Consider the following 25,744-nt stretch of genomic DNA (forward strand, 5'->3'; position numbering starts at 1 on the left):
CGCCGCTGCGCTCTCCTCACGCGGGTTGCGATGCTCCCCCAGCTACCGCTGGGAGGTGCCCCCTGCACCAGACGCCGCTCGCTGATCCGGCCTGATCGGCAAGACACCCCCTAGCTCGTCCAGAAGTCCCACCAGCGCGTCAGGATCAGCATCCCGATCACGCCGATCCACATCACCGGCACCACCCAGTGGAACTCCAGCAGCCCGCGCCGCAGCCCGTCCGGCGCCGGAAGGTATCCGTGCTTGAGGTTGTGGCCGGTGACGTAGCAGAACATCACGATGGTGGCGACCCAGGCCAGGCAGCACCACAGGCACAGCGAGCCGATGACGTACAGCGACTCGTACTGGAGCCAGGTCACGAAGCCGGCGCCGAAGAGGGTGCCCGCGTTGAACGTCAGCCAGTACCAGCGCGGGAAGCGGGCCCCGGCCAGCAGGGACATGCCCACGCAGATGACGATGCCGTAGGCGACCAGGCCGAGCATCGGGTTCGGGAAGCCGAACGCCGCGGCCTGCTTGCTCTCCATGATGTTGCCGCAGGAGACCACGGGGTTGAGGCTGCAGCCGGGGGTGAAGACCTTGCCGTCGGCCTTGTACTCGAGGATCTTGTTCTTGTCGAGCGTGATGACCCAGGCCGCCAGCAGCCCCAGCGCACCGGTGATCACGAGCAGGAGCGCGAAGGCGCGGCCGCCTCCCGTTCCGGTCCGCGCGCCGCCCCGCGCCTCGTCGGACTCCACGTCGTCCATCAGTGTCGTCGCCATATCGCCGTCCGTCGCTCTCCACACTGTCCGGCCCCGTCGGGCACGGCCATTGTGCCCCAACCCATCGCCCCGCCATGCCCTGTTGTCAGGGCCCGACCATCTTCGCGGGTCCCCCGTTCGGCGGGCATAAGCGCGGGCCGGGGCGGCCGGGGCCCCGCCCCGGGAGGGGCGGGACCGGCGGGCGGAGAGCGGTCCCGATTGGCAGGATGAACCGGGCCCCGCGGCGTTGACGCCGGGGAGGCGGTCAGCCCAGCTTCGCCTGGAGAGTGGTCACGATCTTGGACAGCGGAACGGCCTCCTGCTCGCCGGATTCCATGTCCTTCAGCTGGACGACGCCCTCGGCGAAGTCCCGCTCGCCCGCCACGATCGCGTACCGCGCGCCGCTGCGGTTCGCGGCCTTCATCGCGGCCTTGAGTCCCTTGCCGCCGTACGCGAAGTCCGTCGCCACGCCTTCCCGGCGCAGCTCGCCGACCACGCCGAAGAGGACCTTGCGGGCCTCCTCCCCCAGCGGCACGGCGAAGACGCTCGTCGCGTCGGGCAGGTCCAGCCGGACGCCCTCGGCCTCCAGCGCGAGCACCGTACGGTCGACGCCGAGCGCCCAGCCCACCGACGGCAGGGCCGGGCCGCCGATCATCTCGGACAGGCCGTCGTACCGGCCGCCGCCGCCGACCGCGGACTGCGAGCCGAGGCCGTCGTGGACGAACTCGAACGTGGTGCGGGTGTAGTAGTCGAGGCCGCGGACCAGCTTGGCGTCGTCCTCGAACTCCACGCCCTGCGCGGTGATCAGCTCACGCACCCGCGCGTGGTATTCCCGGCAGGCGTCGCACAGGTAGTCGCGCAGCAGCGGCGCTCCGGCCAGCTGCTTCTGGACCGCCTCGCGCTTGTCGTCGAGCACCCGCAGCGGGTTGATGTCGATGCGCCGCCGGGTGTCCTCGTCCAGGTCGAGCCCGCGCAGGAAGTCCTGGAGGGCGGCCCGGTAGACGGGGCGGCACTCGGCGTCGCCGAGCGAGTTCAGCAGGATCCGGAAGTTCCGCAGCCCCAGCGACCGGTAGGCGTCGTGCGCGAGGATGATCAGCTCGGCGTCCAGGGCCGGGTCCTCGGCGCCGATCGCCTCGGCGCCGACCTGCGAGAAGTGGCGGTAGCGACCCTTCTGGGGGCGCTCGTAGCGGTAGTACGAACCGGAGTACCAGAGCTTGACCGGCAGGCTGCCGGCCTTGTGCAGGTTGGCCTCCAGCGCGGCGCGCAGCACCGAGGCGGTCCCCTCGGGGCGCAGCGCCAGCTCGTCGCCGCCCTTGGTGGTGAGGGTGTACATCTCCTTGGTGACGATGTCGGTGGACTCGCCGACGCCGCGCGCGAAGAGTTCGACGTTCTCGAAGCCGGGTGTCTCGATGTAGCCGTAGCCGGACCGCCGCAGCGGGGTGGCGATGGCGTCCCGCACCGCGAGGTAGGTCGCGGAGACCGGCGGGATCAGGTCATAGGTGCCCTTGGGGGCCTTGAAGGTGCTCAACGTGGGCTCTCTCGTCACATTCCTCGTCGCGGAGCCGCCGCGTCCGTGGCGGCGTCTCCGGGGCCGGCGGCCACCTGCCGCAGGAAGGGATTGGTGGCGCGCTCGCGGCCGATGCTGGTCTGGGGGCCGTGGCCGGACAGCACCACGGTCGAGTCGTCGAGCGGCAGGCACACACGGGCCAGGGACTCGAGGATCTCGCCGTGGTCGCCGCCGGGCAGATCGGTGCGTCCGATGGAGCCGGCGAAGAGCAGGTCGCCCGAGAAGAACACCGGGGGGATGTCCGCCTGTTCGGGCAGCTTGAAGGTCACCGACCCCTTGGTATGGCCCGGCGCGTGCGCGACGGTGAACTCCATTCCGGCCAGCTTCAGTTCGGATCCGTCGGCCAGCTCCTTGACGTCGTCCGGCTCGCCGACGGTCAGCTCGCCCATCAGCTGCGTGCCGATGGACCGTCCGAGCGCCTTGGCCGGATCGCTCATCATGTAGCGGTCGGCGGGGTGGATCCAGGCCGGTACGTCATGGGCGCCGCAGACCGGGACGACCGAGGCGACGTGGTCGATGTGGCCGTGGGTCAGGATGACGGCGACGGGCTTGAGCCGGTGTTTGGCGACGGCCTCCTCGACGCCTTGGGCCGCTTGGTGGCCCGGGTCGATGATCACGCACTCCTCGCCGGCGGCGGGGGCGACCAGGTAGCAGTTGGTCCCCCAGGCCCCGGCGGGGAACCCGGCAATGAGCACGATCGTCCTTAAATGTCGTCCGGAAGAGTCGGCCGGCGGAAGAATGTCGGCAGCTCCAGAGCCTACCGGCGGCGGGCCCGGCACAGCGAACCCGTATACGGTACGGCCGAGCCCTCCGGCAGGACACCGATGACATACGGCGTGAGGAGACGACCCGGTGGTCAGTAGCGAGCAGCGGCGGCGGCAGCTTGCCCGGGAGAAGTACCTGCGGCAACAGCAGCGGCGCGAGACGGCACGGCGCAAGGCCCGCCAGCGCAATGTGGTGATCGCCTCCGTACTGGCCGTGGTACTGGCCGGCGGCGGGGCGGTGGCGGCCGCGGGCGCGTTCTCCGGCGACGGCAAGGACAAGAAGAAGGACGACGCCGCCGCGTCCACCCCTTCGGCCCCCGCCAGCAGCAAGGCGCCGGACCCGTGCGCCAAGGAGGCGAAGGCGGTCGCGGGCGAGAAGCCGAAGAAGATGTCGTTCAAGAAGGAGCCGGCGGTCTCCATCGACAAGTCGGCCACCTACACCATGAAGCTGGAGACCACCTGCGGGGACATCTCCTTCGACATGGACGCCGCCAAGGCGCCGCACACGGTCAACTCGTTCGACTTCCTGGCCGGCAAGGGGTACTTCGACCACACCAAGTGCCACCGGCTGGTGAACCAGGGGATCTACGTGCTGCAGTGCGGTGACCCGCAGGGCACCGGCGCGGGCGGCCCCGGCTACACCCTGCCGGACGAGAACCTGAAGGACCCCTCGCTGAAGGGGAACACGTACCCGGCGGGCACGGTCGCGATGGCGAACCAGTACAACGCGCAGACCAAGAAGGGCCGGAACAGCGGCGGCAGCCAGTTCTTCCTCGTCTACAAGGACAGCCCGCTGCCGCCGGACTACACCCCCTTCGGGAAGGTCTCCGAGGACGGCATGAAGGTCCTGCAGAAGATCGCCAAGGCCGGGGCGGCTCCCCCGGACCAGATGCAGAACACCGCTCCGAACGCCAGCGTGGTGATCAACAAGGCGACGGTCGGCAAGTCCTGAGGTCGCCGGGCGTGCGTACCGCGAAATTTCGGTCGCGCAGGATACGGACAGCCGGGGCACCGTTCGCCTATGTTGGCGTTGTGCAGGGTGCCTGCCGTGATGGCCGCACCACCCTGCTGGGAGACCGGCCCGGGCGTCGCTGCCCGGCCGGAAGAAACTGTGGACGATGCCCGCGGGCCGCGCGCCCGCCCCGGCATCATGTGGAGGAGGCGCTGTGAGCAGCGAGCCTTGGGGCCGCGTCGACGAGGCGGGGACCGTGTACGTGCGTACGGCCGACGGTGAGCAGGTCGTCGGGTCGTGGCAGGCGGGATCGCCGGACGAGGCCCTCGCCTACTTCGAGCGCAAGTACGACGGTCTGGTCGTCGAGATCGACCTTCTCGAGCGCCGGGTCAAGACCACCGACCTGTCGGCCAAGGACGCGACGGCGGCCATCGAGCACATCCGGCACCAGGTCGACGAGCACCATGTGGTCGGCGATCTGGAAGCGCTGCGCAAGCGGCTCGACCAGCTCGCCAAGGTCGTCGAGACGCGCCGTGAGGAGCGCCGGGCGGCCAAGGCGGTGCAGGCCGACGAGGCCCGCCAGGCCAAGGAGGCGCTGGTCGCCGAGGCCGAGGAGCTGGCGGCCAGCGAGCAGTGGCGGGCGGCCGGGGAGCGGCTGCGCGCCCTGGTCGACACCTGGAAGGGCCTGCCGCGGCTGGACCGCAAGACGGACGACCAGCTGTGGCACCGCTTCTCGCACGCCCGCTCGGCGTTCTCCAAGCGGCGCAAGGCGCACTTCGCGGCGCTGGACGCGCAGCGCGAGGAAGCCCGGCAGACCAAGGAGAAGCTGGTCGCCGAGGCGGAGGCGCTGTCCGGCTCCACCGACTGGGGGCCGACCGCGGCCCGCTACCGCGAGCTGATGGCCGACTGGAAGGCCGCGGGCCGCGCGCAGCGCGAGCACGAGGACGACCTGTGGAACCGGTTCCGCGGCGCTCAGGACGTCTTCTTCCAGGCCCGCGGCGAGGTCTTCGCGGAGCGGGACGCCGAGCAGCGGGAGAACCTGACCCGCAAGGAGGAGCTGGTCGTCGAGGCCGAGAAGCTGCTGCCGATCTCGGACCTGAAGGCGTCCCGCGCGGCGTTCCGGACGATCAACGAGCGGTGGGAGGCCGTCGGCCATGTGCCGCGGGACGCCCGCGCCCGCATCGAGGGCCGGCTGCACGCGGTCGAGCGCGCCTTCCAGGAGGCCGAGGAGGCCGAGTGGCGGCGTACGAACCCCGAGGCGCGGGCGCGCGCCCAGGGGCTGACCGGCCAGCTCCAGGACGCCGTGGACAAGCTGCGTTCCCAGATCGACGCGGCCCGCGCGGCGGGGAACAACGCGAAGGCCGACAAGCTCTCCAAGGAGCTCGAGGGCCGGCAGGCGCTGCTGGACCAGGCGCTCAAGGGCCTGGAGGAGTTCGGCGGCTGAGCCCGTCTCGCTGAAACGGCACGCGCATGGCGGCCCCGGGAGACCGGGGCCGCCATTCGCGTTCTGCGGCGCTTTCTCAGCGTGCGCGGGCCGAGGTGACCCGGTACACGTCGTAGACGCCCTCGACGCCGCGCACGGCCTTCAGGACGTGTCCCAGGTGCTTGGGGTCGCCCATCTCGAAGGTGAAGCGCGAGGTGGCCACCCGGTCGCGGGAGGTCTGGACGGCCGCGGAGAGGATGTTGACGTGCTGGTCGGACAGGACGCGGGTGACGTCCGACAGCAGCCGGGACCGGTCCAGCGCCTCGACCTGGATGGCGACCAGGAAGACCGACGACTGGGTGGGCGCCCACTCGACGTCGAGGATGCGCTCGGGCTGCTGGGACAGCGAGTCCACGTTGACGCAGTCGGCGCGGTGGACGGAGACGCCGCTGCCGCGGGTCACGAAGCCGATGATCGGGTCGCCCGGCACCGGCGTGCAGCAGCGGGCCAGCTTGACCCACACGTCCTCGACGCCCTTGACCACCACGCCCGGGTCGGCGTTGGAGCGGCGCTTGGAGCGCCGGATGGGCGGGGCGGTCTCGGCGATGTCCTCGTTGGCCGCCTCCTCGCCGCCGAGGGCCGAGACGAGCTTGCCGACCACGTTCTGCGCGGAGACATGGCCCTCGCCGATGGCCGCGTAGAGCGAGGAGATGTCCGGGTAGCGCATCTCGTGGGCGAGGGTGACCAGCGAGTCGCCGGTCAGGATCCGCTGGATCGGCAGGTTCTGCTTGCGCATCGCCCGGACGATCGCGTCCTTGCCCTGCTCGATGGCCTCGTCGCGGCGCTCCTTGGAGAACCAGCCGCGGATCTTGTTGCGGGCCCGCGGTGACTTGACGAAGCCCAGCCAGTCGCGCGACGGCCCGGCCCCGGCCGCCTTGGAGGTGAAGACCTCCACCAGGTCACCGTTGTCGAGGGTGGACTCCAGCGGCACCAGCCGCCCGTTGACCCGGGCCCCGATGGTGCGGTGGCCGACCTCGGTGTGGACGGCGTACGCGAAGTCCACCGGGGTGGCCCCGGCGGGCAGCGCTATGACGTCGCCCTTGGGCGTGAAGACGAAGACCTCGTTGCGGGAGAGGTCGAAGCGCAGCGACTCCAGGAACTCGCCCGGGTCCTCGGTCTCCTTCTGCCAGTCCAGGAGCTGCCGCAGCCACGCCATGTCGTTGACGGCGTCGTCCTTGCCGGCCTTGCCCCGGGGCACGTCGGTGCGGACCTTGGAGGTGCCGGCGACCGCCTCCTGCTTGTACTTCCAGTGCGCGGCGATGCCGTATTCGGCGCGGCGGTGCATGTCGAAGGTGCGGATCTGCAGCTCGACCGGCTTGCCGCTGGGCCCGATGACCGTCGTGTGCAGCGACTGGTACATGTTGAACTTGGGCATCGCGATGTAGTCCTTGAACCGCCCGGGCACCGGGTTCCACCGCGCGTGGATGGTCCCCAGCGCCGCGTAGCAGTCGCGGACGGTGTCGACGAGCACCCTGATGCCCACCAGGTCGTAGATCTCGGCGAAGTCCCTGCCCCGCACGATCATCTTCTGGTAGACGGAGTAGTAGTGCTTGGGGCGGCCGGTGACGGTCGCCTTGATCCTCGCGGCCCGCAGATCGCCCTGGACCTGGTCGGTGACGACGGCCAGGTACTCATCGCGCTTGGGCGCGCGCTCGGCGACCAGCCGGACGATCTCGTCGTACATCTTGGGGTAGAGGATCGCGAAGGCGAGGTCCTCCAGCTCCCACTTGATGGTGTTCATGCCCAGCCGGTGGGCGAGCGGGGCGTAGATCTCCAGCGTCTCGCGGGCCTTCTTCTCCTGCTTCTCCCGCTTCAGGTAGCGCATGGTGCGCATGTTGTGCAGCCGGTCGGCGAGCTTGATCACCAGGACCCGGGGGTCCTTGGCCATCGCGACGACCATCTTGCGCACGGTCTCGGCCTGGGCCGCCTCGCCGAACTTGACCTTGTCCAGCTTGGTGACGCCGTCGACGAGCAGGGCGACCTGATCGCCGAAGTCGCGGCGCAGGGTGTCCAGGCCGTATTCGGTGTCCTCGACGGTGTCGTGCAGCAGCCCGGCCATCAGCGTGGCCGGATCCATACCCAGCTCGGCGAGGATCGTGGTCACCGCGAGCGGGTGGGTGATGTACGGATCGCCGCTCTTGCGCTTCTGGCCGCGGTGCCAGCGCTCGGCCACCTGGTACGCGCGCTCGATCTGGCGCAGCGTGGTGCCGTCCGCCTTGGGGTCGTTGCCGCGCACGATGCGCAGCAGGGGCTCCAGGACCGGGTTGTACGGGCTGGAGCGCTGCACGCCGAGGCGGGCGAGGCGGGCGCGCACACGGTTGGAGGAGCCGGAGCGCGGGGCCGGGCTCTGGGTGGTGCGGGGCACGGCCGGGGCGGGCCGCAGCTCGCCCGCGCGGCCCGCGGCGGCGGGTCCCGGCCGGGTCTGCTCGGGGGTGCCGGCTGCCGGTGAGGGGCGGTCCGCGCCGTTTCCGGGCGTGGCTGAGGACGCCGTCGTCTGCTCGGCGGCGGCGGTCGCGTCCGGAGCGGGACGGACTCCGGGGGAGAGCGGCTGGGCCTCGTCTGGCAAGAGAGCACTCCTCAAGCGGTCCGGACCCCGGGGGGTCGGGGTGCCAATGGTATCGATCCCGCCACTCCGCTTGCCTCTCGGCCGCGAGAGCCGGGCAACGACGGAGGGCGGGGACCTGTTCCTTGCGCAGGTCCCCGCCCTCCGGCGGTGGTGTCGGCGGATTCCGGTCAGACCGTGATCAGGGCCTCCAGCGGGGCGCTGTCCAGCGCGCTCAGCAGACGTCTGCGGCCGTTCAGGAAGCCCAGCTCCATGAGCACGGCGACCCCGGCGACCTGGGCGCCGGCCCGCCGGATGAGCTGGAGCGACGCCTCGGCGGTGCCGCCGGTGGCGAGCACGTCGTCGATGACCAGGACCCGGTCGCCGGGCTCCAGCGCGTCGGCGTGTATCTCGATCTCCGCGGTGCCGTACTCCAGCTCGTACGCCTGCCCCAGGGTCGCCCCGGGGAGCTTGCCCGCCTTGCGGACCGGTACGAAGCCGATCCCGGCGCGCACGGCGGCCGGGGCGGCGAGGATGAAGCCGCGCGCCTCCAGGCCCACGACCTTGTCCGCCCGGTGCCGCACGCACAGCTCGGCGAGCGCGTCGGTCAGCGCGGAGAAGGCCGCGGCGTCGGCGAGCAGCGGGGTGATGTCCTTGAACATCACGCCCGGCTGCGGGTAGTCCGGCACGTCCTGGATGCGGCTGAGCAGCAGCCCGCGCAGCCCTTCGGTGCCCGGCTCCCCGGACACGCTCGTCCCGCTCATCGGCGCTTCCCCGACGGTCGGCCGCGGCCCCGGTTACGGGACGCGGGCTGGCGGCGCTGGCCGACGACTCCGGCCGGGGCCGCGTCCTCCAGGTCCGGTTCGTCGCCCTCGGCCGGCTCGTCGTCCTTCGGCTCGCGCTCGGCCTCGGCCTTGGCGGCCGCGGCGCGCTTGGCGCGCACCCGCTTGGCCAGCGCCTTCATCTGCGGGTCGCGGCTCTTGAGGTCGGAGACCAGCGGGGTGGCGATGAAGATCGAGGAGTAGGCACCGGCGGCGAGGCCGACGAACAGGGCCAGCGAGATGTCGTTGAGCATGCCCGCGCCGAGCAGACCGCCGCCGATGAACAGCAGCGCCCCGACCGGCAGCAGCGCCACGACCGTGGTGTTGATGGACCGCACCAGGGTCGAGTTGAGGCTGCGGTTGGCGATCTCCGGGTAGGTGAAGCGGGTCTGCTTGGTGATGTCCCTGGCGCCTTCCTTGAGACCGTCGAAGACCACGACGGTGTCGTAGAGGGAGTAACCGAGGATCGTCAGCAGACCGATCACGGTGCCCGGGGTGACCTCGAAGCCGACCAGCGCGTAGACACCGACGGTGATGGTGAGGTCGTGGATCAGGGCGACCAGGGCGGCCAGCGCCATCCGCCATTCGAAGGCGATGGCGAGGTAGATCACCACCAGGACCATGAAGATCGCGAGGCCTTGCCAGGCCTTGGAGGCGATCTGCTCGCCCCAGCTCGGGCCGACCAGCTGGGTGTCGATCTTGTTGGCCTTGACGTCCAGTTTCTGGGCGAGCTTCTCCTGGACCGGGACGGCCTCCTTGGTGCCCAGCTCGCTGATCTGGATCCGCAGGCCACCGCGGCCCAGCTCCTGGACGACCGCGGTGTGGCCGCCGGACGCCTTCTCCGCCACGTCCTGGGCCTGGGAGGCCGAGACCGTGGTGTTGGGAGTGGTGAAGACCGCGCCGCCGGAGAACTCGATGCCCATGTTGAGGCCGCGCACCGCCAGGCCCGCGATGGCCGTGATGGTGATCAGTATCGAGATGGCGTACCAGATCTTCCGCTTGCCGACGAAGTCGTAGCCGACCTCGCCTCGGTAGAGCCTGGCGCCGAGACTGCCGAGTCGCGACATCTCACGCCTCCTTCGGGGTGTCGGCGGGGCCGGGGGCGGCGGGACGACGGCGGCGCAGCGGCGGTTTGGCCCCGAGGCGCTTGGGATCCAGACCGGACCACGGGTGGCCGTTCCCGAAGAACGGGCGGCGGGCGAGGATCGTCATCAGCGGCTTGGTGAACAGGAACACCACGACGACGTCGAGCAGGGTGGTCAGCCCCAGGGTGAAGGCGAAGCCCTGCACCTTGCCGACGGTGACGATGAAGAGCACGGCGGCGGCGAGGAACGACACGAAGTCGGAGACCAGGATGGTGCGCCGGGCCCGCGGCCAGCCGCGCTCGACGGCCGGGCGCAGCGAGCGGCCCTCACGGATCTCGTCACGGATCCGCTCGAAGTAGACGATGAACGAGTCGGCGGTGATTCCGATCGCCACGATCGCACCGCAGACCGCCGGAAGGTTCAGTGCGAAGCCGATACCCGGGCCCAGCAGCACCATGATCGTGTACGTCAGTATGGCGGAGGCCGCGAGGGACGCCATGGCCACCAGGGACAGACCTCGGTAGTAGACGACCAGGTAGATCACCACGAGCGCGAGACCGATGGCGCCGGCGATCAGACCGGCCTGCAGCTGCTCGCCGCCGAGGGCCGCGGAGACGGTGGTCTCGTCCGCGATGTCGAAGGACAGCGGCAGCGCACCGAAGGACAGCACGTTGGCCAGGTCCGCGGAGCTCTGCTGGGTGAAGCCGCCGGAGATGGTGGCCCGGCCGCCGGTGATGGCGCCCTGGGTGACCTCGGGGTCGGAGACGACCTCGCCGTCCAGGACGATCGCGAAGCGGTTCTGCGGGGACTGCTGCTTGGTCAGCTCGCCGGTCACCTTGGCGAACTTCTTGGCGCCCTTGTTGTTGAAGTCGAGCTGCACGATCCAGCCCGAGGCGTTCTGGCTCTCGAAGACGGACGAGGCATCGTCGACGTCGGTGCCCTCGACCTCGGAGGGGCCGAGGACGAACTTGGAGTCACCCTTCTGGCTGCACGCCAGGACGGGATCGCTCGGCTTGGTGTTGGCCGCCTTCTCGGCGACCGCGGCACGCCCCGCCCGGGTGGTGCAGTCCAGTGCCGCGAAGTCCTTGGCCAGCTTCTCCTGGCTCGGGGAGGGCTTGCCCGTCTCGCCGCCCTTGGGGGTCTTGGACGGGGTGGGCGTCGGCGTCTTGTCGGCCTTCAGCGCCTCGGGGACGGCACGGCCCTGGGTGGTGGCGGTGGGGCTGGGCTTGCCGCTGCTGCCCTGGTCGCCCTTGTCCGGCTTGCCCTGGGAGGCGCTGGAGGAGGGGCTGGGGGTGCTGCTGGGCGCCTTGGTCTTACCGCCGGAGGTGGTGGTCATCACCGGCCGGAAGTACAGCTGGGCGGTGGTGCCCACCTGCTGCCGGGCCTGTTTCGCGTTCGTCCCCTTGGGGATGTTCACGATGATGTGCTTGGGGCCCTGCGTCTGGACCTCGGCCTCGGACACACCCAGGCCGTTGACCCGCCGCTCGATGATGCCGACGGCGGTGTTCATGTTGGCCGTGTTGATCGCGTTGGGCTTGCCCGGCTGGTTCTTGGCCTCCAGCGTGAAGCTGGTGCCGCCCGCGAGATCGATTCCCAGCCGCGGTGTGGTGTGACCGGAGATGAACATCCCCCCGATGAGCGCCACCATGGCGATCACGATCACGGCCAGCGCGCGCCCGGGCCTGCCCTGTGACCCGGGGGACCTGCGGCCCTTCTTCGGTGCTGCCACCTTGTCGTATCTCCCTGTCCAACCGCCCCGCAGCGGGTGTGCGCGGGGCGGCCACGAAGTCTTGTGGGGGTGTGCCCCCGCCGGAGCCTAGACCGTCCATGAACCACGGCGCGCCGAGCGGTGGCACGCCGTGGTTCACAGTGCAGGACTACTTCGCGTCGGCGCCGCCGTCCCGCTTTTCGCCCTCGGGCGCGTCGGCCGCGTCGGCGTCGTCCTTGCCGAGGTCGATCTTCTTGGCGTCGGCCTTCCCGGTCTCCGGCTCGGAGGCCGGCGCCTTCTCGGCGGAGGAGTCGTCGGCGCCGCCCGCGGGGGTGGTCAGCGAGGAGGCGTCGTCGGGGACGACAGGGGTGTCGGCGCTGTCGACGCCGTCGGCACCGTCCTCATCGGGGTCGATGCCGTGGACGATGTGGTTGTACTCCGCGTCGGAGAGAACGGCTCCGATCGCGTTCTTCGCGTAGATCGCGTGAACGGCGGGGGCCACCTCGAGGAGGACCGTGTCGTCGTGGACCTCCTTGACCGTCGCGTACATGCCGCCGATGGTCCGCACGCCGGTGCCCGGCTGCATGGTGTCCCGCATCTGGGCGGCCTGGCGCTGCTTGTTCTTGGCCGACCGAGTCATCAGGAACATGGCCCCGATGAGCACGATGAACGGCAGGAGAGTCACGATATTCACGGGACGGAGATCCTTCACACGACCGCTGGGGCGCGGCCTGGTCTACGGGGGTGGGTATGCCATACGGAAGAACGGACGGCATACGGACGGCATCGGCGGAGTCTAAGCGAGCCCGCGCCTATGGAACAACGCCCGGCGTGGCACCGGGGTTCCTGACCCCACCATTATTCGCTCTTCACGCCATGATGCCGGACAGTACGCGCCTTCACGCCTCGAACAAGCCGCTCTGGCCGCCCCCGGCGCCGCGCTGCGGCGGGGTGAGGCCCAGATGCTCCCAGGCCGCGGGGGTCCCGATCCGGCCCCGGGGCGTACGGGCCAGCAGGCCCTCGCGCACCAGGAACGGCTCGGCGACCTCCTCCACGGTCTCACGCTCCTCCCCCACCGCGACCGCCAGGGTCGACAGGCCCACCGGGCCGCCGCCGAACAGCTTGAGCAGGGCGCTGAGCACCGCCCGGTCCAGCCGGTCCAGGCCCCGGTCGTCCACGTCGTAGACCGCCAGGGCGCTCGCGGCGATCTCCCGGGTGATGAGGCCGTCCGCCTTGACCTGGGCGTAGTCGCGCACCCGGCGCAGCAGCCGGTTGGCGATACGGGGCGTGCCGCGGGAGCGCCCGGCGATCTCGGCCGCGCCCTCGGCCTCTATGGTCACCTCCAGGAGCCGGGCGGAGCGGTCGATCACGCGCTCCAGCTCGGCGGGGGCGTAGAACTCCATGTGGCCGGTGAAGCCGAAGCGGTCGCGCAGCGGGGGCGGCAGCAGTCCGGCCCGGGTGGTGGCGCCGACCAGGGTGAACGGCGGCAGCTCCAGCGGGATGGCGGTGGCCCCGGGCCCCTTGCCGACGATGACGTCGACCCGGAAGTCCTCCATCGCCATGTACAGCATCTCCTCGGCGGGCCGGGACATGCGGTGGATCTCGTCCAGGAACAGCACCTCGCCCTCGGTGAGCGAGGAGAGGATCGCGGCGAGATCGCCCGCGTGCTGGATGGCCGGGCCGGAGGTGATGCGGATGGGGGCACCCATCTCGGCCGCGATGATCATCGAGAGGGTGGTCTTGCCGAGCCCGGGCGCGCCGGAGAGCAGCACGTGGTCGGCGGTGCCGCCGCGCTGCCGGGCCGCCTTGAGGACCAGGTCCAGCTGCTCGCGGACCCGCTCCTGGCCGACGAACTCCCCCAGGTCCTTCGGGCGGAGGGCGGCCTCGACCGCCTGGTCGTCCCCGTCGGCGTCGGCGCCCACCAGCCGGCCGCCCGCGCCGCCGGGCAGGGCGTCGTCGGCATCGGCCGGTTCGGTCTCGTCCCAGTTCACTGCGTTTCGCCTCGCGAGATCGTGTCGAGCGGTCCGGCCGGTCGCGGCATGCGCGCGCCGGCGCCGGTCAGCGGGTGCGGTTCAGGGTTTGCAGGGCGGCCCGCAGCAGCTGCGCCACCTGCGGCGCACCGCCCTCGGCCAGGGCCGCCTCGGCCTGCGGGGTGACGGCGGCGACCGCCTCGTCTGCCTCCCGGGTGGCGTAGCCGAGGCCGACCAGGGCGGTGTGCAGCTGGTCGCTCCAGCCCCCGGCGGCGGCCGGGCGGGCGGCGGGCACGGTCCTGCCGACCGGCGCCCCGAGCCGGTCCTTCAGCTCCAGCAGCAGCTTCTGCGCCCCCTTCTTGCCGATGCCGGGGACGGCGGTGAGCGCCTTCTCGTCGCCGGTGGAGACGGCGAGCCGCAGCGCGTCCGGCGCGTGCACCGCCAGCATGGCCTGGGCGAGCCGGGGGCCGACCCCGCTGGCGGTCTGGAGCAGCTCGAAGACCTGGCGCTCGTCGTCGTCCGCGAAGCCGTAGAGCGTCAGGGAGTCCTCGCGGACCACGAGCGAGGTCGCGAGCCGGGCGGGCTCGCCGACCCGCAGCCCGGACAGGGTGCCCGGGGTGCAGTGGACCGCCATCCCGACGCCGCCGACCTCGATGACGGCGGTGTCCGGAGCGAGGGCCGCGACCGGACCGGAGACGAACGCGATCATGTAATACGGCCTTCCGTGGAACGAGGGGAACGCGGGGTGCGGTGGGCGGCGACGGCCTGCTGCAGCCGGTTGGTCGCGGGGGCGCGCCAGATGTGGCAGATGGCGAGCGCCAGGGCGTCGGCGGCGTCGGCCGGTTTGGGCGGGGCGTCCAGCCGCAGCAGCCGGGTGACCATCGCGCCGATCTGCGCCTTCTCGGCGCGCCCGGAGCCGGTGACGGCCGCCTTGACTTCGCTGGGGGTGTGCAGCGCGACCGGCAGCCCGCGGCGCGCGGCACAGAGCATGGCGACCGCGCTGGCCTGGGCGGTGCCCATGACGGTCCGCACATTGTGCTGGCTGAACACCCGCTCCACCGCGACGTGTTCGGGCCGGTGCGTGTCCAGCCACTCCTCGATGCCGCGCTCGACGAGGACGAGGCGGTCGCCGATCGCGGCGTCCGCCGGGGTCCGTATGACGCCGACGCCCAGCATCCGCAGCGGGCGGCCCGCGACCCCGTCGACCACGCCGATGCCACACCGGGTCAGCCCCGGGTCCACGCCCAGCACCCGCACCGCGCCCCTCCCTCGTCGCCCTGATCACGCTTCGGTCATCTGTTCCTGCAGGCTAGCGGCTGCCACCGACAGCACCGGCCGACAACGCCGACGGGCCGGTGGGGTGTGTCCCCGCCGACCCGCCCGCCACGCGTGTGCTGATGTGTCCTCAGGCGATCCGCCGTCAGGCGTCGACCTTGGCCATGACCTCGTCGGAGACATCGAAGTTGGCGAAGACGTTCTGCACGTCGTCGCTGTCCTCCAGCGCGTCGATCAGCTTGAAGATCTTGCGCGCGCCGTCCTCCTCCAGCTCCACCTGCATGGTGGGCACGAAGTTGGTGTCGGCCGAGTCGTAGTCGATGCCCTCCTTCTGGAGGGCGGTGCGGACCGCGACCAGATCGGTGGCCTCGCTGAGGACCTCGAAGGACTCGCCGAGGTCGTTGACCTCCTCGGCGCCCGCGTCGAGCACCGCGGCCAGCACGTCGTCCTCGGACAGCTCGCCCTTGGGGACGATCACGACGCCCTTGCGGTTGAACAGGTACGACACCGAGCCCGGGTCGGCCATCGAGCCGCCGTTGCGGGTCATGGCCACGCGGACGTCGGAGGCGGCGCGGTTGCGGTTGTCGGTCAGGCACTCGATGAGCACCGCGACACCGTTGGGGCCGTAGCCCTCGTACATGATCGTCTCGTACTGGGCGCCGCCCGCCTCGAGACCGGCGCCGCGCTTGACCGCGCTGTCGATGTTCTTGTTCGGAACCGACTGCTTCTTCGCCTTCTGGATGGCGTCGTAGAGCGTCGGGTTACCGTCCACGTCGGCCCCGCCCATCCGGGCCGCGACCTCGATGTTCTTGATCAGCTTCGCGAAGAGCTTGCCGCGCTTGGCATCGATCACGGCCTTCTTGTGCTTCGTCGTAGCCCATTTAGAGTGGCCGGACATCCGCCTGTCTCCTTCGCGTTACCCAATGCTGTACGAACGCCTGAGATCCTACCGGGATCGCCGCTCAGCGCGCGGTCCCCGCCCTCCCGTCGCCCACCGCCACCCTCAACGGAGCGCTACGCGCGCCGAGCCATCTCCACGAACAGGGCGTGCACCCGGTGGTCACCGGTCAGCTCCGGGTGGAACGACGTCGCGAGGACGTTGCCCTGCCGGACTGCGACCGTATGGCCCTCGTACGTCGCCAGCACCTCGGCGCCGGCGCCCACCGACTCGACCCACGGCGCGCGGATGAAGACGCCCTCCACCGGGCCGCCCTCGATGCCCTCGATGTCGACCGCGGCCTCGAAGGACTCGTTCTGGCGGCCGAAGGCGTTACGGCGCACGATCATGTCGATGCCGCCCAGGGTCTCCTGGTCCTCCCGGCCGTCGAGGATCTTGTCCGCGACCATGATCATACCGGCGCAGGTCCCGTACACCGGCAGGCCCGCCCGGATGCGCTCGCGCAGCGGCTCCAGCAGCCCGAAGACGACCGCGAGCTTGGACATGGTGGTGGACTCGCCGCCGGGGATCACCAGCCCGGCGACCTCGGCCAGCTCCTCGGGGCGGCGCACCGGCCGGGCCCGCGCGCCGGCCGCGGTGAGCGCGGCCAGATGCTCGCGGACGTCGCCCTGGAGGGCGAGCACGCCGATGAGGGGAGTCTCGGACGTCGTCTCGGACACGGTGCGGGGACCTCTCGGATGTCAGGGTGAACGCGTCCGGTGGACGGCCCGCGGGCGGCGCGGACCGTCCACCGGACGCGTGGTGCGGGGCCTGTCGGCCCGTGATTACCAGCCGCGGTTGGCGTACCGCTCGGCCTCGGGGAGGGTGTCGCAGTTGATGCCGACCATGGCCTCGCCCAGGTCGCGGGACGCGTCCGCGATGACCTTCGGGTCGTCGTAGAAGGTGGTCGCCTTCACGATCGCCGCGGCGCGCTTCGCCGGGTCACCGGACTTGAAGATGCCCGAGCCCACGAAGACGCCCTCGGCGCCGAGCTGACGCATCAGCGCGGCGTCGGCCGGGGTGGCGACACCACCGGCGGAGAACAGCACGACCGGCAGCTTGCCGGTCTGCGCGATCTCCGCGACCAGCTCGTACGGGGCGCGCAGCTCCTTGGCCGCCGCGTACAGCTCGTGGTTGTCCAGGCCGCGCAGCCGGGCGATCTCGCCCTTGATCTGGCGCAGGTGACGGACCGCCTCCACGACGTTGCCGGTACCGGCCTCGCCCTTGGAACGGATCATCGCCGCGCCCTCGGCGATCCGGCGCAGCGCCTCGCCCAGGTTGGTGGCACCGCACACGAACGGGGTGGTGAAGGACCACTTGTCGCTGTGGTTGACCTCGTCGGCCGGGGTGAGGACCTCGGACTCGTCGATGTAGTCGACGCCCAGGGACTGCAGCACCTGCGCCTCGACGAAGTGGCCGATCCGGGACTTGGCCATGACCGGGATGGAGACCGCGTTGATGATGCCGTCGATCATGTCCGGGTCGGACATCCGGGCCACGCCGCCGTCCTTGCGGATGTCGGCCGGAACCCGCTCCAGTGCCATGACCGCGACGGCACCGGCGTCCTCGGCGATCTTGGCTTCCTCCGGCGTGACGACGTCCATGATCACGCCGCCCTTGAGCTGCTCGGCCATGCCGCGCTTGACGCGGGCGGTGCCGGTCGCGGGAGCCGCCGGATTCTCTGCGGACGGGGACGTGCTGGCGGACGTGGTGGACACGGTTTGACCTCACTCGATAGTGAAAAGTGCGATGAACCCATCGTAGGGCCGTTCGATACCTGTTCATGACCCGGCCATCCGGCCCAGGTCATGGACGTGTGTGGTACACGGATGAACGAAACCCGGTCCGCAGGCCCCTCGGCAAGGGCCAATCGAAGGCCGGTGGCTCCGACGCCCTCGAGGACCTGTCAGCCCGCCCTCAGTGCTCCGCGCGCGCCACCAGGGCCGCCGGAGGCTCGTCGTCCATCTCGAACGTCAGCGGGAACGGGGCATGGCCCGCCAGCCGGAACCAGCGCACCTTGCGGTGACGGCGCAGCGCCCGCGCCGCCCGCACCGCGTCGTTGTGGAACCGCCGTGCCATCGGCACCCGGCGCACCGCCTCCGCCAGCTCCCCCAGCGCCGCCTCACCGCCCGGCGCCTCCCGCACCGCCTCGACCTGCGCGGGCTCCTCGAAAACGGCCCGCAGCGCCTGGCTCAGCTCGCTCTCGGCGACCTCACGGTGCTCCTCCTCGGCCTGCCGGGCGGCGTGCGCGGCCTGGTAGAGCACCATCGACGAGGCGGGGTCGAGCACTCCGGCGGTGCCCAGCTCCTGGGTGACCGAGGCGCGGCGCAGCAACTGCGCGTCCAGCGCCGCCCGCGCCGCGTCCTGACGGCTGTGCAGCCGGTCCAGACGCCCCGCGGTCCAGCTCAGATAGACGGCGACGACCACCAGCGCGATCGCGACCCAGATCAGTGTGCTCACGCCGCGCCACGCTACCGCCTACGGCCCCCTGGGCCCGAGCTAGTGCCGCGTCAGCCAAGGTTCACCCCGCTCGCCGCCCTGCCACGGCCATCTGCGGCGTTGCCGGACCGACCGAGTAGGCCCGCCCCCAGACTCCGTCCGGGAGGTGCCCCCGCGAGGCCGATCCGGCAGCGAGCGGCGTCTGGTGCAGGGGGCACCTCCCAGCGGTAGCTGGGGGAGGCTCGCAACCCGCGTGAGGAGAGCGCAGCGGCGCTGCGTGCGACGAGCGCGGGGCCGCGAGGTGCCCCGCCGCGGCAGCGGCTGATGTCACAGCGGCGTCGGGAGCCCGGCATGATCCACACGACACCCCCTAGTCGCGGGTCAGACCCAGGCGGCCGAGGAGACCCACGCGGTCGTCGGCGTCGACGGAGGACGTACCGTCCGTCACCGTCTCGTAGACCGACAGCACGTCCGCGCCCACGGTCGACCAGTCGAAGCGCCGTACATGGCGGCTGCCCCGCTCGCGCAGCTCGGCGAGCCGGTCCGGGTCGCCGAGCAGCCGTAGCGCGGCGGCCGCCAGCGCGTCCGCGTCCTCGTTCGCGAACAGCTCACCGGCCGCTCCCCCGGCCAGGACCTGGGCGAAGGCGTCCAGGTCGCTGGCGAGGACCGGGGCGCCCGCGGACATGGCCTCGACCAGGATGATGCCGAAGCTCTCGCCGCCCGTGTTGGGCGCGATGTACACGTCCACGCTGCGCAGGAAGCGCGCCTTGTCCTCGTCGCTGACCATCCCCAGGAACTCGACCCGGTCCCGCAGCCGCTCCGGGAGCCCGGCCACCGCCTCCTTCTCGTCGCCGCGCCCGGCGACCAGCAGCCGGGTCCGGGGACGCTCGGCGAGGATCTTCGGCAGGGCGCGCATCAGCACCGGAAGCCCCTTGCGGGGCTCATCGATGCGGCCGATGAACCCGATCGTGTCGCCCTGCCACTCCCGCTTCGGCTCGGCGTCGGCGAAGAAGCCCACGTCGACGCCGTTGGGGATGACGACGGCGTCGCCGCCCAGATGCTCGACCAGGGTCCGCCGCGCGTACTCGCTGACCGCGATCCGCGCGCTGATCTTCTCCAGGGCGGGCTGCAGGATCGGATACGCGGCGATCATGGCCCGTGAGCGGGGGTTGGAGGTGTGGAAGGTGGCGACGATCGGCCCCTGCGCCGCCCAGCAGGCCAGCAGCCCCAGGGAGGGCGAGGTGGGCTCGTGGATGTGGATGACGTCGAAGGCGCCGTCGTGCAGCCAGCGCCGCACCCGGGCGGCGGACAGGAAGCCGAAGTTCAGGCGGGCGACGGAGCCGTTGTACGGCACCGGGACCGCGCGCCCCGCGGAGACGACATAGGGCGGCAGCGGGGTCTCGTCGTCCGCGGGGGCGAGGACGGAGACCTCGTGGCCGCGCCGGATGAGGTGCTCCGCCAGGTCGCGGATGTGGAACTGCACACCGCCCGGGACGTCCCAGGAGTAGGGGCAGACGATCCCGATCCTCACGGCGTCTCCCTTCCGGGACCGTGGTCCAGGTCGGCGAGCCACAGCCGCTGCAGCATGTGCCAGTCCTCCGGATGTTCGGCGATCCCCGAGGCGAAGGCGTCGGCGACCTGCTGGGCCATGACGGCGGTCTGCTCGGCGCGGGTGCCGCCCTCCGGCACCTCGACGGGCGGATGGACGCGGCCCTGCATGACCGGGGACGCGTCGTACCAGAGCGTGACCGGCAGCAGCAGCGCGCCGGTCTGCGCCGCGAGCCGGGCCGGGCCGGCGGGCATCTTCGCGGGCTCGCCGAAGAACGACACCTCCACCCCGGAGGCGGACAGGTCCCGGTCGGCCACCAGACAGACCAGACCGCCCGCCCGCAGCCGCCGCGCCAGCGTGCCGAACGCGGCTCCGCCCTGGTGCGGCAGCACCTCCATGCCCAGACCCTCGCGGTAGGCGACGAACCGGTCGTACAGCGACTCCGGCTTCAGCCGCTCCGCGACCGTGGTGAACGGCACCCCCAGCCTGGTGGTGACCCAGGCCCCGGCGAGGTCGTAGTTGCCCATGTGGGGCAGGGCGAGGACCACGCCGCGGCCGCCGGCCAGCCCGTCGACCAGATAGTGCGCGTCCTTGATCTCGACGCCGCTGCGGATGCGCTCCGCGCTCCACGCCGGAAGCCGGAAGGACTCCATCCAGTAGCGCATGTACGAGCGCATGCCCGCCCGGGACAGCTCGGCCAGCCGCCGCGGCGAGGCCTCGGGGACGACGCGCGCGAGATTGGCCTCCAGGCGCAGCACGCCCTTGCCGCGCCGCTTCCACGTCTGATCGGCGATGCGCTGCCCGAGCGCCACGGCGACCGGCTCCGGGAGCTTCTTGACCGTGCTCCAGCCGAGCCCGTACAGCGCGTCGGTCAGCCTGTCCTTCACCGTGTCTCGCCCCCTTGGGGCACCGCGCGCTCCGCGGCGTCCGCCTCGGCGGCCTCCCGGCGCACGGTGACCACGCGCTGTACGAGCGTCACGGCACTGCCGACGGCGACGATCCACAGCGCGATCGGCAGCAGGACCTGGATGTGCGGCACACCGAACATGTGCAGGCCCGAGAGCCCGCAGGCGACCAGCGAGATCACCAGCCGCTCGGCGCGCTCCACCAGCCCGTTGACGTTCACCGGCAGCCCGATGCTCTCGCCGCGCGCCTTGGTGTACGAGACCACCTGGCCGCTGGCGAGACAGAAGATCGTCACCGCACACAACACATTGTCGTCGCCCCCGCCCGCGTACCACAACGCCAGACCGCCGAAGATCGCCCCGTCGGCGACCCGGTCCAGCGTCGAGTCGAGGAACGCGCCCCAGCGGCTGGAGCGGCCCAGCTGCCGCGCCATATTGCCGTCGACCAGGTCCGAGAAGACGAAGAGCGTGATGACGACGGTGCCCCAGAAGAACTCCCCCCGGGGGTAGAAGACCAGCGCTCCCGCGATCACACCACCGGTTCCGGTGAGGGTCACCGCGTCCGGGCTGACGCCGAGACGGATGAGCAGGGCGGCGAATGGTGTGAGAACACGCGTGAAGAAAGCACGCGCGTACTTGTTCAGCATGGCCTTCCCGGTGGGTCGATGCGGGCCGGATGGCCAAGAGGCCACCGGCGGGCCCATCGTAGCCAGGCGCTACCAGGCCGCCGCGCACCTGCCGGACCGCTCCCCCGCCCCTCCCGTGTGATGCCCGGATGTGCGACGTATGGACGCACCGTGACCTCGGTGGAAAGCTCGAAGTATCGCAAGGTGTCGACCGGGAGGCGAGACACATGGGCGAGAAGACGAACACACACCCCGGGGCCGCCGGAAGGGCAGCGACGGCCGACCGGCCCAGCTCCCTGCGGAATGTGGTGCTGGTCGGCCACAGCGGGTCCGGGAAGACGACACTCGTGGAGGCCCTCGCGCTGGCCACCGGCGCGATCAACCGGGCCGGCCGGGTCGAGGACGGCGGCTGTCTCTCCGACCACGACGAGATCGAGCACCGGCAGCAGCGCTCGGTACAGCTGTCCCTGGTCCCCGTCGAATGGGGCGGGGTGAAGATCAACCTCCTCGATACCCCGGGCTACGCCGACTTCGTCGGGGAGCTGAGGGCCGGTCTGCGGGCAGCGGACGCGGCCCTCTTCGTCGTCTCGGCGGCCCAGGACGCGGTGGGCATCGCGGGCGCCACCCGCATGGTGTGGGAGGAGTGCGCGGCGGTCGGGATGCCGCGCGCCATCGTGATCACGCACCTGGAGGCGGCCCGCGCCAGCTTCGAGGAAATGACCGAGATCTGCCGCCGTACCTTCGGCGGCGACGACCCCGACGCCGTCCTGCCGCTGTACCTGCCGCTGCGCGGCGAACCGGCCCCGGACGGGCACGCCCCGGTGACCGGGCTGATCGGCCTGCTCTCCCAGCGGGTGTACGACTACTCCTCGGGTTCACGGACCGAGACCCCGCCCACCGACGGCCAGGCACCCCTGGTCTCGGAGGCCCGCGACCGGCTCATCGAGGGGATCATCGCCGAGAGCGAGGACGAGACCCTCATGGACCGCTATCTGGGCGGCGAGGAGATCGACGTCAAGACGCTGATCGACGATCTGGAGAAGGCCGTCGCCCGCGGCAGCTTCCACCCCGTGCTGGCCGCCGCGCCCGCCGCCGACGGCTCCCGGCAGGGCCTGGGCACCACCGAGCTGCTGGAGCTGATCACCCGCGGCTTCCCGACCCCGCTGGAGCGCGAGGCCCCCGCGGTCACCACCCCGCAGGGCGCCGCGTGTCCGGCGCTGGTCTGCGACCCGGACGGCCCGCTGGCCGCCGAGGTCGTCAAGACCTCCTCCGACCCCTACGTCGGCCGGATCTCGCTGGTCCGGGTCTTCTCCGGGACGCTGCGCCCGGACGAGACGGTGCACGTCTCGGGGCACGGCCTGGAGGACCGCGGCCATGAGGACCACGACGTGGACGAGCGGGTCGGTGCCCTGTCCACGCCGTTCGGCAAACAGCAGCGCACGCTGTCCCAGGCCATCGCGGGCGATCTGGCGTGCGTCGCCAAGCTGACCCGCGCCGAGACCGGGGACACGCTTTCGGCCAAGGACCGGCCGCTGCTCATGGAGCCGTGGCAGATGCCCGACCCGCTGCTGCCCGTCGCCATCGAGGCGCACAGCAAGGCGGACGAGGACAAGCTGTCGCTGGGCCTGTCGCGGCTGGTGGCCGAGGACCCGACGATGCGGCTGGAACAGAACCCGGACACCCACCAGGTGGTGCTGTGGTGCCTGGGCGAGGCCCATGTGGACGTCGCCCTGGAGCGGCTGCGCGCCCGGTACGGCGTACAGGTGGACGCGGTGCCGTACAAGGTGGCGCTGCGCGAGACGTTCGGAAGCAAATCCAGCGGGCGCGGGCGGCACGTCAAGCAGTCCGGCGGGCACGGCCAGTACGCGATCTGCGAGATCGAGGTGGAGCCGCTGCCGGGCGGCTCGGGCATCGAGTTCGTGGACAAGGTCGTCGGCGGCGCGGTGCCCCGGCAGTTCATCCCGTCCGTCGAGAAGGGGGTACGGGCCCAGGCGGCGCGCGGCGTCTGCACCGGAAACCCGCTGGTCGACGTGCGGATCACCCTGCTGGACGGCAAGGCGCACTCGGTGGACTCCTCCGATGCCGCGTTCCAGACGGCGGGCGCGCTCGCGCTGCGCGAGGCGGCCGCCGACAGCTGGATCGAGCTGCTGGAGCCGGTGGTCAAGGTCGGCGTCCTGATCGCCGACGACTATGTCGGCGCCGTCATGAGCGATCTGTCCGGGCGGCGCGGCCGGGTCGTCGGCACCGAGCAGTCCGGCGGCGGCCAGACCCTGATCCAGGCGGAGGTCCCGGAGCTCGAGATCGGCCGGTACGCGGTCGACCTGCGGTCGCTGTCGCACGGCACCGGGCGGTTCAGCCGCTCGTACGCCCGGCACGAGCCGATGCCCTCGCAGGTGGCCGAGCGGGTGCGCGGCGAACGGGCCGGGGCCGGGACGTAGTTCACCGGCCGTCGTGACGCCGCCCGCCCCAACTCGCGCGGGGCGGGCGGTCGTCGACGGGCACGGAGACGGGGAAGTTGTCCACAGGCTCCCACGCCCTGGCGACAGGTGGTACGCCCCCCGGATACGCTGAGGTCGCAGCGCAATCGGCGTGCGGTATTGGGGGCGTTGGTGACGGACGGATTCGATTTCAGTCCCGGGGCACAGGTGCCCCTGTCCGGGTCGGCGGGCGAGACGGCGGCGACGCAGGCACTCGCCTCGGCCGCCTATCGCGACGACCCGGTGGCGAAGCTGCTGGACGCCAACTCCGAGTGGACGGTCTCGGAGGTGAAGCCACCCAAGATCTCGCTGTTCGAGCCGAACCTCGGCGAGGCGTTCTCGCGCGCCGTGCAGCTGCGCATGCTCGGCGGTGGCCGCAACCAGGTGATCCAGTCCTTCGGCACCGAGCCACAGACGATCGTCGAGCACTGCCTGGCCGCCAACCGGATACGCAAGGTCCGCGACGCCCGCCTCACCGTCGTCATGGTGATCTTCGGGCTGCTGTTCCTCCCCGGCGCGCTGCTCTGGCTCGGCGCCTTCCAGCTGCGCCGCTCGGTGGCCGGCGCCCAGGACAAGCGGATGGGAGCGCTGGGCACCGCCCTGATGGCGGCGCTCGGCATCTTCGTCGTCATCTTCCTGATCAAGCTGCCGTTCAGCGGCTTCTGGGGCATATACCTGCGGGGCGTGGTGGTCGCCCCGGTGATCGGCTGGTACATCGCCAAGCAGATCTGCGAGCGCACCGCCAAGGAGCTGCGGGACTACTGGGGCGGGCTGGTCTCGGGCACCGGTGTGGGCGCCAAGGTCCCCGAGACGGTGCCCAACCACCCGGGCCAGACCTCCGCCGAGGTGCTGCGCAAGTCCCTGCACAAGCTCACGGCCGAGCAATACAGCAACGTGGTGTTCTACGCCGGCGCCAAGGGCATACTCGGCATGGGCACCCGCTGGGGCAGCTGGCAGCTCGCCGAGGACCTGGTCTCGGCCGACCCCGACAAGGAGATCGACCCCTTCCGCAGCTGGGACGTCATACGGGCGATCCACGACCAGCTGCGCCTGCTGGAGCGCACCCCGCTGCACACCGGCGGCTTCACCGCCCCGCCCCAGGTGCGCCACTGGGTGGTCTCCGCCATCGGCGAGGGCGCCAAGTCGGTCGAGCGGGGCGGCACCTCGGAGGGAGAAGGCTTCCAGATAAAGGGCGTCGATCTGCAGAAGATCTGCGACGAGCAGCAGTTCGGCTCCGGTGACCGGCACTATCTGGGCGTGCAGTTCGTGCTGTGGGACGGCCAGCTGGTGATCACCTTCATGATCACGGTGACCCTGCTGCACAAGACGCTGCGGATCGAGGTCACCGGACATGCGCTGGGCCCGGTGCACCCGCTGTTCTTCGGCAAGCCCTCGGCGCCCTCGAAGACGGTCGCCAAGACCTTCCGGTTCTGGGAGACCAAGTCGGTCCCGCTGCCGCTCGTGAAGCCCGCCGAGGTCGTGCGGCTCGTCGCGCGCGCCCCCTTCACCTGGTACCCGCCGGTCCTGGACCACCTCGGCGGCAAGCTCGTGCTGCCCGAGCCGTTCGGGCTGCGCCACGCCTGGGCCGACAAGCCCTGGCGGCACCGCTTCATGGCGGACGACGCACTGCGGACGGCGACCCCCGTGCTGCGAGTGGTCCACGAGGCGGCGATCGGCGTGCTCAAGCACCACGGTGTGGACACCGAGCGCTTCGGCAACCGCTCGCTGGCCCTCAGCGGCCAGGTCCAGGACGTCACCCCGAAGAAGGTCGACGTGTACGACGCGTAGGGCCCGGCGTACGACAGGGGCGTGGGGGGGGCCGGGGAGGGGCGGTGGCGCGCCCGGCCCCCCGCACGCCACCCAGGGGCGGGTCGCCCCCCCCCCACCGGCCCCCCCGACCGGTCGCA

22 protein-coding genes are annotated in these 25,744 nt (G+C 71.5%); 4 read left to right on the forward strand and 18 right to left on the reverse strand.

Going from position 1 to position 25,744, the window contains the following annotated elements; translation table 11 throughout:
- Positions 1–110: 110 nt before the first annotated feature.
- From ABZ562_RS36420 to ABZ562_RS36430, 3 genes are all read right to left on the reverse strand, one after another.
- Positions 111–758, reverse strand: a complete 648-nt coding sequence (locus ABZ562_RS36420; RefSeq protein ID WP_361488364.1) for a vitamin K epoxide reductase family protein — start codon at positions 756–758, stop codon at positions 111–113.
- Positions 759–1,002: 244 nt separating this feature from the next.
- Complete coding sequence (gene hisS, locus ABZ562_RS36425; protein ID WP_055557556.1) at positions 1,003–2,265, reverse strand: histidine--tRNA ligase; 1,263 nt, start codon at positions 2,263–2,265, stop codon at positions 1,003–1,005.
- Between the two features lie 14 nt (positions 2,266–2,279).
- Positions 2,280–2,999 (reverse strand): MBL fold metallo-hydrolase, encoded by a 720-nt coding sequence (locus tag ABZ562_RS36430; RefSeq protein ID WP_361488367.1) that lies wholly within the window; start codon positions 2,997–2,999, stop codon positions 2,280–2,282.
- A 157-nt stretch (positions 3,000–3,156) separates the two neighbouring features.
- On the opposite strand from ABZ562_RS36430, the gene ABZ562_RS36435 reads away from it, so the two are divergent.
- The gene (locus ABZ562_RS36435) at positions 3,157–4,020 is read left to right on the forward strand and encodes a peptidylprolyl isomerase (RefSeq protein WP_361488369.1); all 864 of its coding nucleotides are present in this window, start codon (positions 3,157–3,159) and stop codon (positions 4,018–4,020) included.
- 214 nt (positions 4,021–4,234) lie between these two features.
- Positions 4,235–5,464, forward strand: coding sequence for a DUF349 domain-containing protein (locus tag ABZ562_RS36440; RefSeq protein ID WP_361488371.1), 1,230 nt, complete (start codon positions 4,235–4,237; stop codon positions 5,462–5,464).
- 76 nt (positions 5,465–5,540) lie between these two features.
- On the opposite strand, the gene ABZ562_RS36445 is transcribed toward ABZ562_RS36440, so the two are convergent.
- From ABZ562_RS36445 to pgsA, 15 genes are all read right to left on the reverse strand, one after another.
- On the reverse strand, positions 5,541–8,069 hold the full coding sequence (locus tag ABZ562_RS36445) for a RelA/SpoT family protein (protein WP_361488373.1): 2,529 nt from the start codon (positions 8,067–8,069) through the stop codon (positions 5,541–5,543).
- 167 nt (positions 8,070–8,236) lie between these two features.
- Positions 8,237–8,809 (reverse strand): adenine phosphoribosyltransferase, encoded by a 573-nt coding sequence (locus ABZ562_RS36450; protein WP_361488376.1) that lies wholly within the window; start codon positions 8,807–8,809, stop codon positions 8,237–8,239.
- Positions 8,806–9,933 carry a protein translocase subunit SecF gene (gene secF, locus ABZ562_RS36455; protein WP_361488378.1) on the reverse strand — a complete coding sequence of 376 codons (1,128 nt, stop codon included), beginning with the start codon at positions 9,931–9,933 and terminating at the stop codon, positions 8,806–8,808. Before secF ends, ABZ562_RS36450 begins: the two co-directional genes overlap by 4 nt.
- A gap of 1 nt (position 9,934) precedes the next feature.
- A complete protein-coding gene (secD, locus tag ABZ562_RS36460; RefSeq protein WP_361488381.1) occupies positions 9,935–11,680 on the reverse strand; it encodes a protein translocase subunit SecD in 1,746 nt (581 codons plus the stop codon).
- Between the two features lie 148 nt (positions 11,681–11,828).
- Positions 11,829–12,353 carry a preprotein translocase subunit YajC gene (gene yajC, locus ABZ562_RS36465; protein ID WP_361488383.1) on the reverse strand — a complete coding sequence of 175 codons (525 nt, stop codon included), beginning with the start codon at positions 12,351–12,353 and terminating at the stop codon, positions 11,829–11,831.
- Positions 12,354–12,558: 205 nt separating this feature from the next.
- The gene (ruvB, locus tag ABZ562_RS36470) at positions 12,559–13,650 is read right to left on the reverse strand and encodes a Holliday junction branch migration DNA helicase RuvB (protein ID WP_361488386.1); all 1,092 of its coding nucleotides are present in this window, start codon (positions 13,648–13,650) and stop codon (positions 12,559–12,561) included.
- 67 nt (positions 13,651–13,717) lie between these two features.
- Entirely contained in the window at positions 13,718–14,338 is a 621-nt protein-coding gene (gene ruvA, locus ABZ562_RS36475) for a Holliday junction branch migration protein RuvA (protein ID WP_361488389.1), read from the reverse strand.
- Positions 14,335–14,886: a crossover junction endodeoxyribonuclease RuvC gene (gene ruvC / locus ABZ562_RS36480; RefSeq protein ID WP_361488391.1), complete on the reverse strand. Its 552-nt coding sequence runs from the start codon at positions 14,884–14,886 to the stop codon at positions 14,335–14,337. Before ruvC ends, ruvA begins: the two co-directional genes overlap by 4 nt.
- Before the next feature lie 163 nt (positions 14,887–15,049).
- Entirely contained in the window at positions 15,050–15,802 is a 753-nt protein-coding gene (locus ABZ562_RS36485; protein ID WP_361488393.1) for a YebC/PmpR family DNA-binding transcriptional regulator, read from the reverse strand.
- A 116-nt stretch (positions 15,803–15,918) separates the two neighbouring features.
- On the reverse strand, positions 15,919–16,521 hold the full coding sequence (gene pdxT / locus ABZ562_RS36490; protein ID WP_361488395.1) for a pyridoxal 5'-phosphate synthase glutaminase subunit PdxT: 603 nt from the start codon (positions 16,519–16,521) through the stop codon (positions 15,919–15,921).
- A gap of 105 nt (positions 16,522–16,626) precedes the next feature.
- Positions 16,627–17,559, reverse strand: coding sequence for a pyridoxal 5'-phosphate synthase lyase subunit PdxS (gene pdxS, locus ABZ562_RS36495; RefSeq protein ID WP_361488398.1), 933 nt, complete (start codon positions 17,557–17,559; stop codon positions 16,627–16,629).
- Between the two features lie 199 nt (positions 17,560–17,758).
- Positions 17,759–18,301, reverse strand: a complete 543-nt coding sequence (locus tag ABZ562_RS36500) for a hypothetical protein (RefSeq protein WP_361488400.1) — start codon at positions 18,299–18,301, stop codon at positions 17,759–17,761.
- 349 nt (positions 18,302–18,650) lie between these two features.
- Entirely contained in the window at positions 18,651–19,811 is a 1,161-nt protein-coding gene (locus tag ABZ562_RS36505; protein WP_361488402.1) for a glycosyltransferase family 4 protein, read from the reverse strand.
- A complete protein-coding gene (locus tag ABZ562_RS36510; protein WP_361488405.1) occupies positions 19,808–20,716 on the reverse strand; it encodes a phosphatidylinositol mannoside acyltransferase in 909 nt (302 codons plus the stop codon). The genes ABZ562_RS36505 and ABZ562_RS36510 overlap by 4 nt, the downstream gene beginning before the upstream one ends.
- Complete coding sequence (gene pgsA / locus ABZ562_RS36515; RefSeq protein ID WP_361488408.1) at positions 20,713–21,381, reverse strand: phosphatidylinositol phosphate synthase; 669 nt, start codon at positions 21,379–21,381, stop codon at positions 20,713–20,715. The genes ABZ562_RS36510 and pgsA overlap by 4 nt, the downstream gene beginning before the upstream one ends.
- A gap of 206 nt (positions 21,382–21,587) precedes the next feature.
- Between pgsA and ABZ562_RS36520 the strand changes: the two genes are divergently transcribed.
- The gene (locus ABZ562_RS36520) at positions 21,588–23,798 is read left to right on the forward strand and encodes an elongation factor G-like protein EF-G2 (RefSeq protein ID WP_361488411.1); all 2,211 of its coding nucleotides are present in this window, start codon (positions 21,588–21,590) and stop codon (positions 23,796–23,798) included.
- Between the two features lie 171 nt (positions 23,799–23,969).
- The gene (locus tag ABZ562_RS36525) at positions 23,970–25,625 is read left to right on the forward strand and encodes a hypothetical protein (RefSeq protein ID WP_361488414.1); all 1,656 of its coding nucleotides are present in this window, start codon (positions 23,970–23,972) and stop codon (positions 25,623–25,625) included.
- Positions 25,626–25,744: the final 119 nt, after the last annotated feature.

It is taken from the genome of Streptomyces sp. NPDC019937 (assembly GCF_040631655.1).
Taxonomy (GTDB): Bacteria; Actinomycetota; Actinomycetes; order Streptomycetales; family Streptomycetaceae; genus Streptomyces.

Coding starts and splice junctions, on each gene's coding strand:
- ABZ562_RS36420 (WP_361488364.1), bottom strand. CDS start 758: ATGGCGACGACACTGATGGACGACGTGGAGTCCGACGAGGCGCGGGGC.
- ABZ562_RS36520 (WP_361488411.1), top strand. CDS start 21,588: ATGGGCGAGAAGACGAACACACACCCCGGGGCCGCCGGAAGGGCAGCG.
- pgsA (WP_361488408.1), bottom strand. CDS start 21,381: ATGCTGAACAAGTACGCGCGTGCTTTCTTCACGCGTGTTCTCACACCA.
- ABZ562_RS36450 (WP_361488376.1), bottom strand. CDS start 8,809: ATGAGCGGGACGAGCGTGTCCGGGGAGCCGGGCACCGAAGGGCTGCGC.
- secF (WP_361488378.1), bottom strand. CDS start 9,933: ATGTCGCGACTCGGCAGTCTCGGCGCCAGGCTCTACCGAGGCGAGGTC.
- ABZ562_RS36485 (WP_361488393.1), bottom strand. CDS start 15,802: ATGTCCGGCCACTCTAAATGGGCTACGACGAAGCACAAGAAGGCCGTG.
- ruvA (WP_361488389.1), bottom strand. CDS start 14,338: ATGATCGCGTTCGTCTCCGGTCCGGTCGCGGCCCTCGCTCCGGACACC.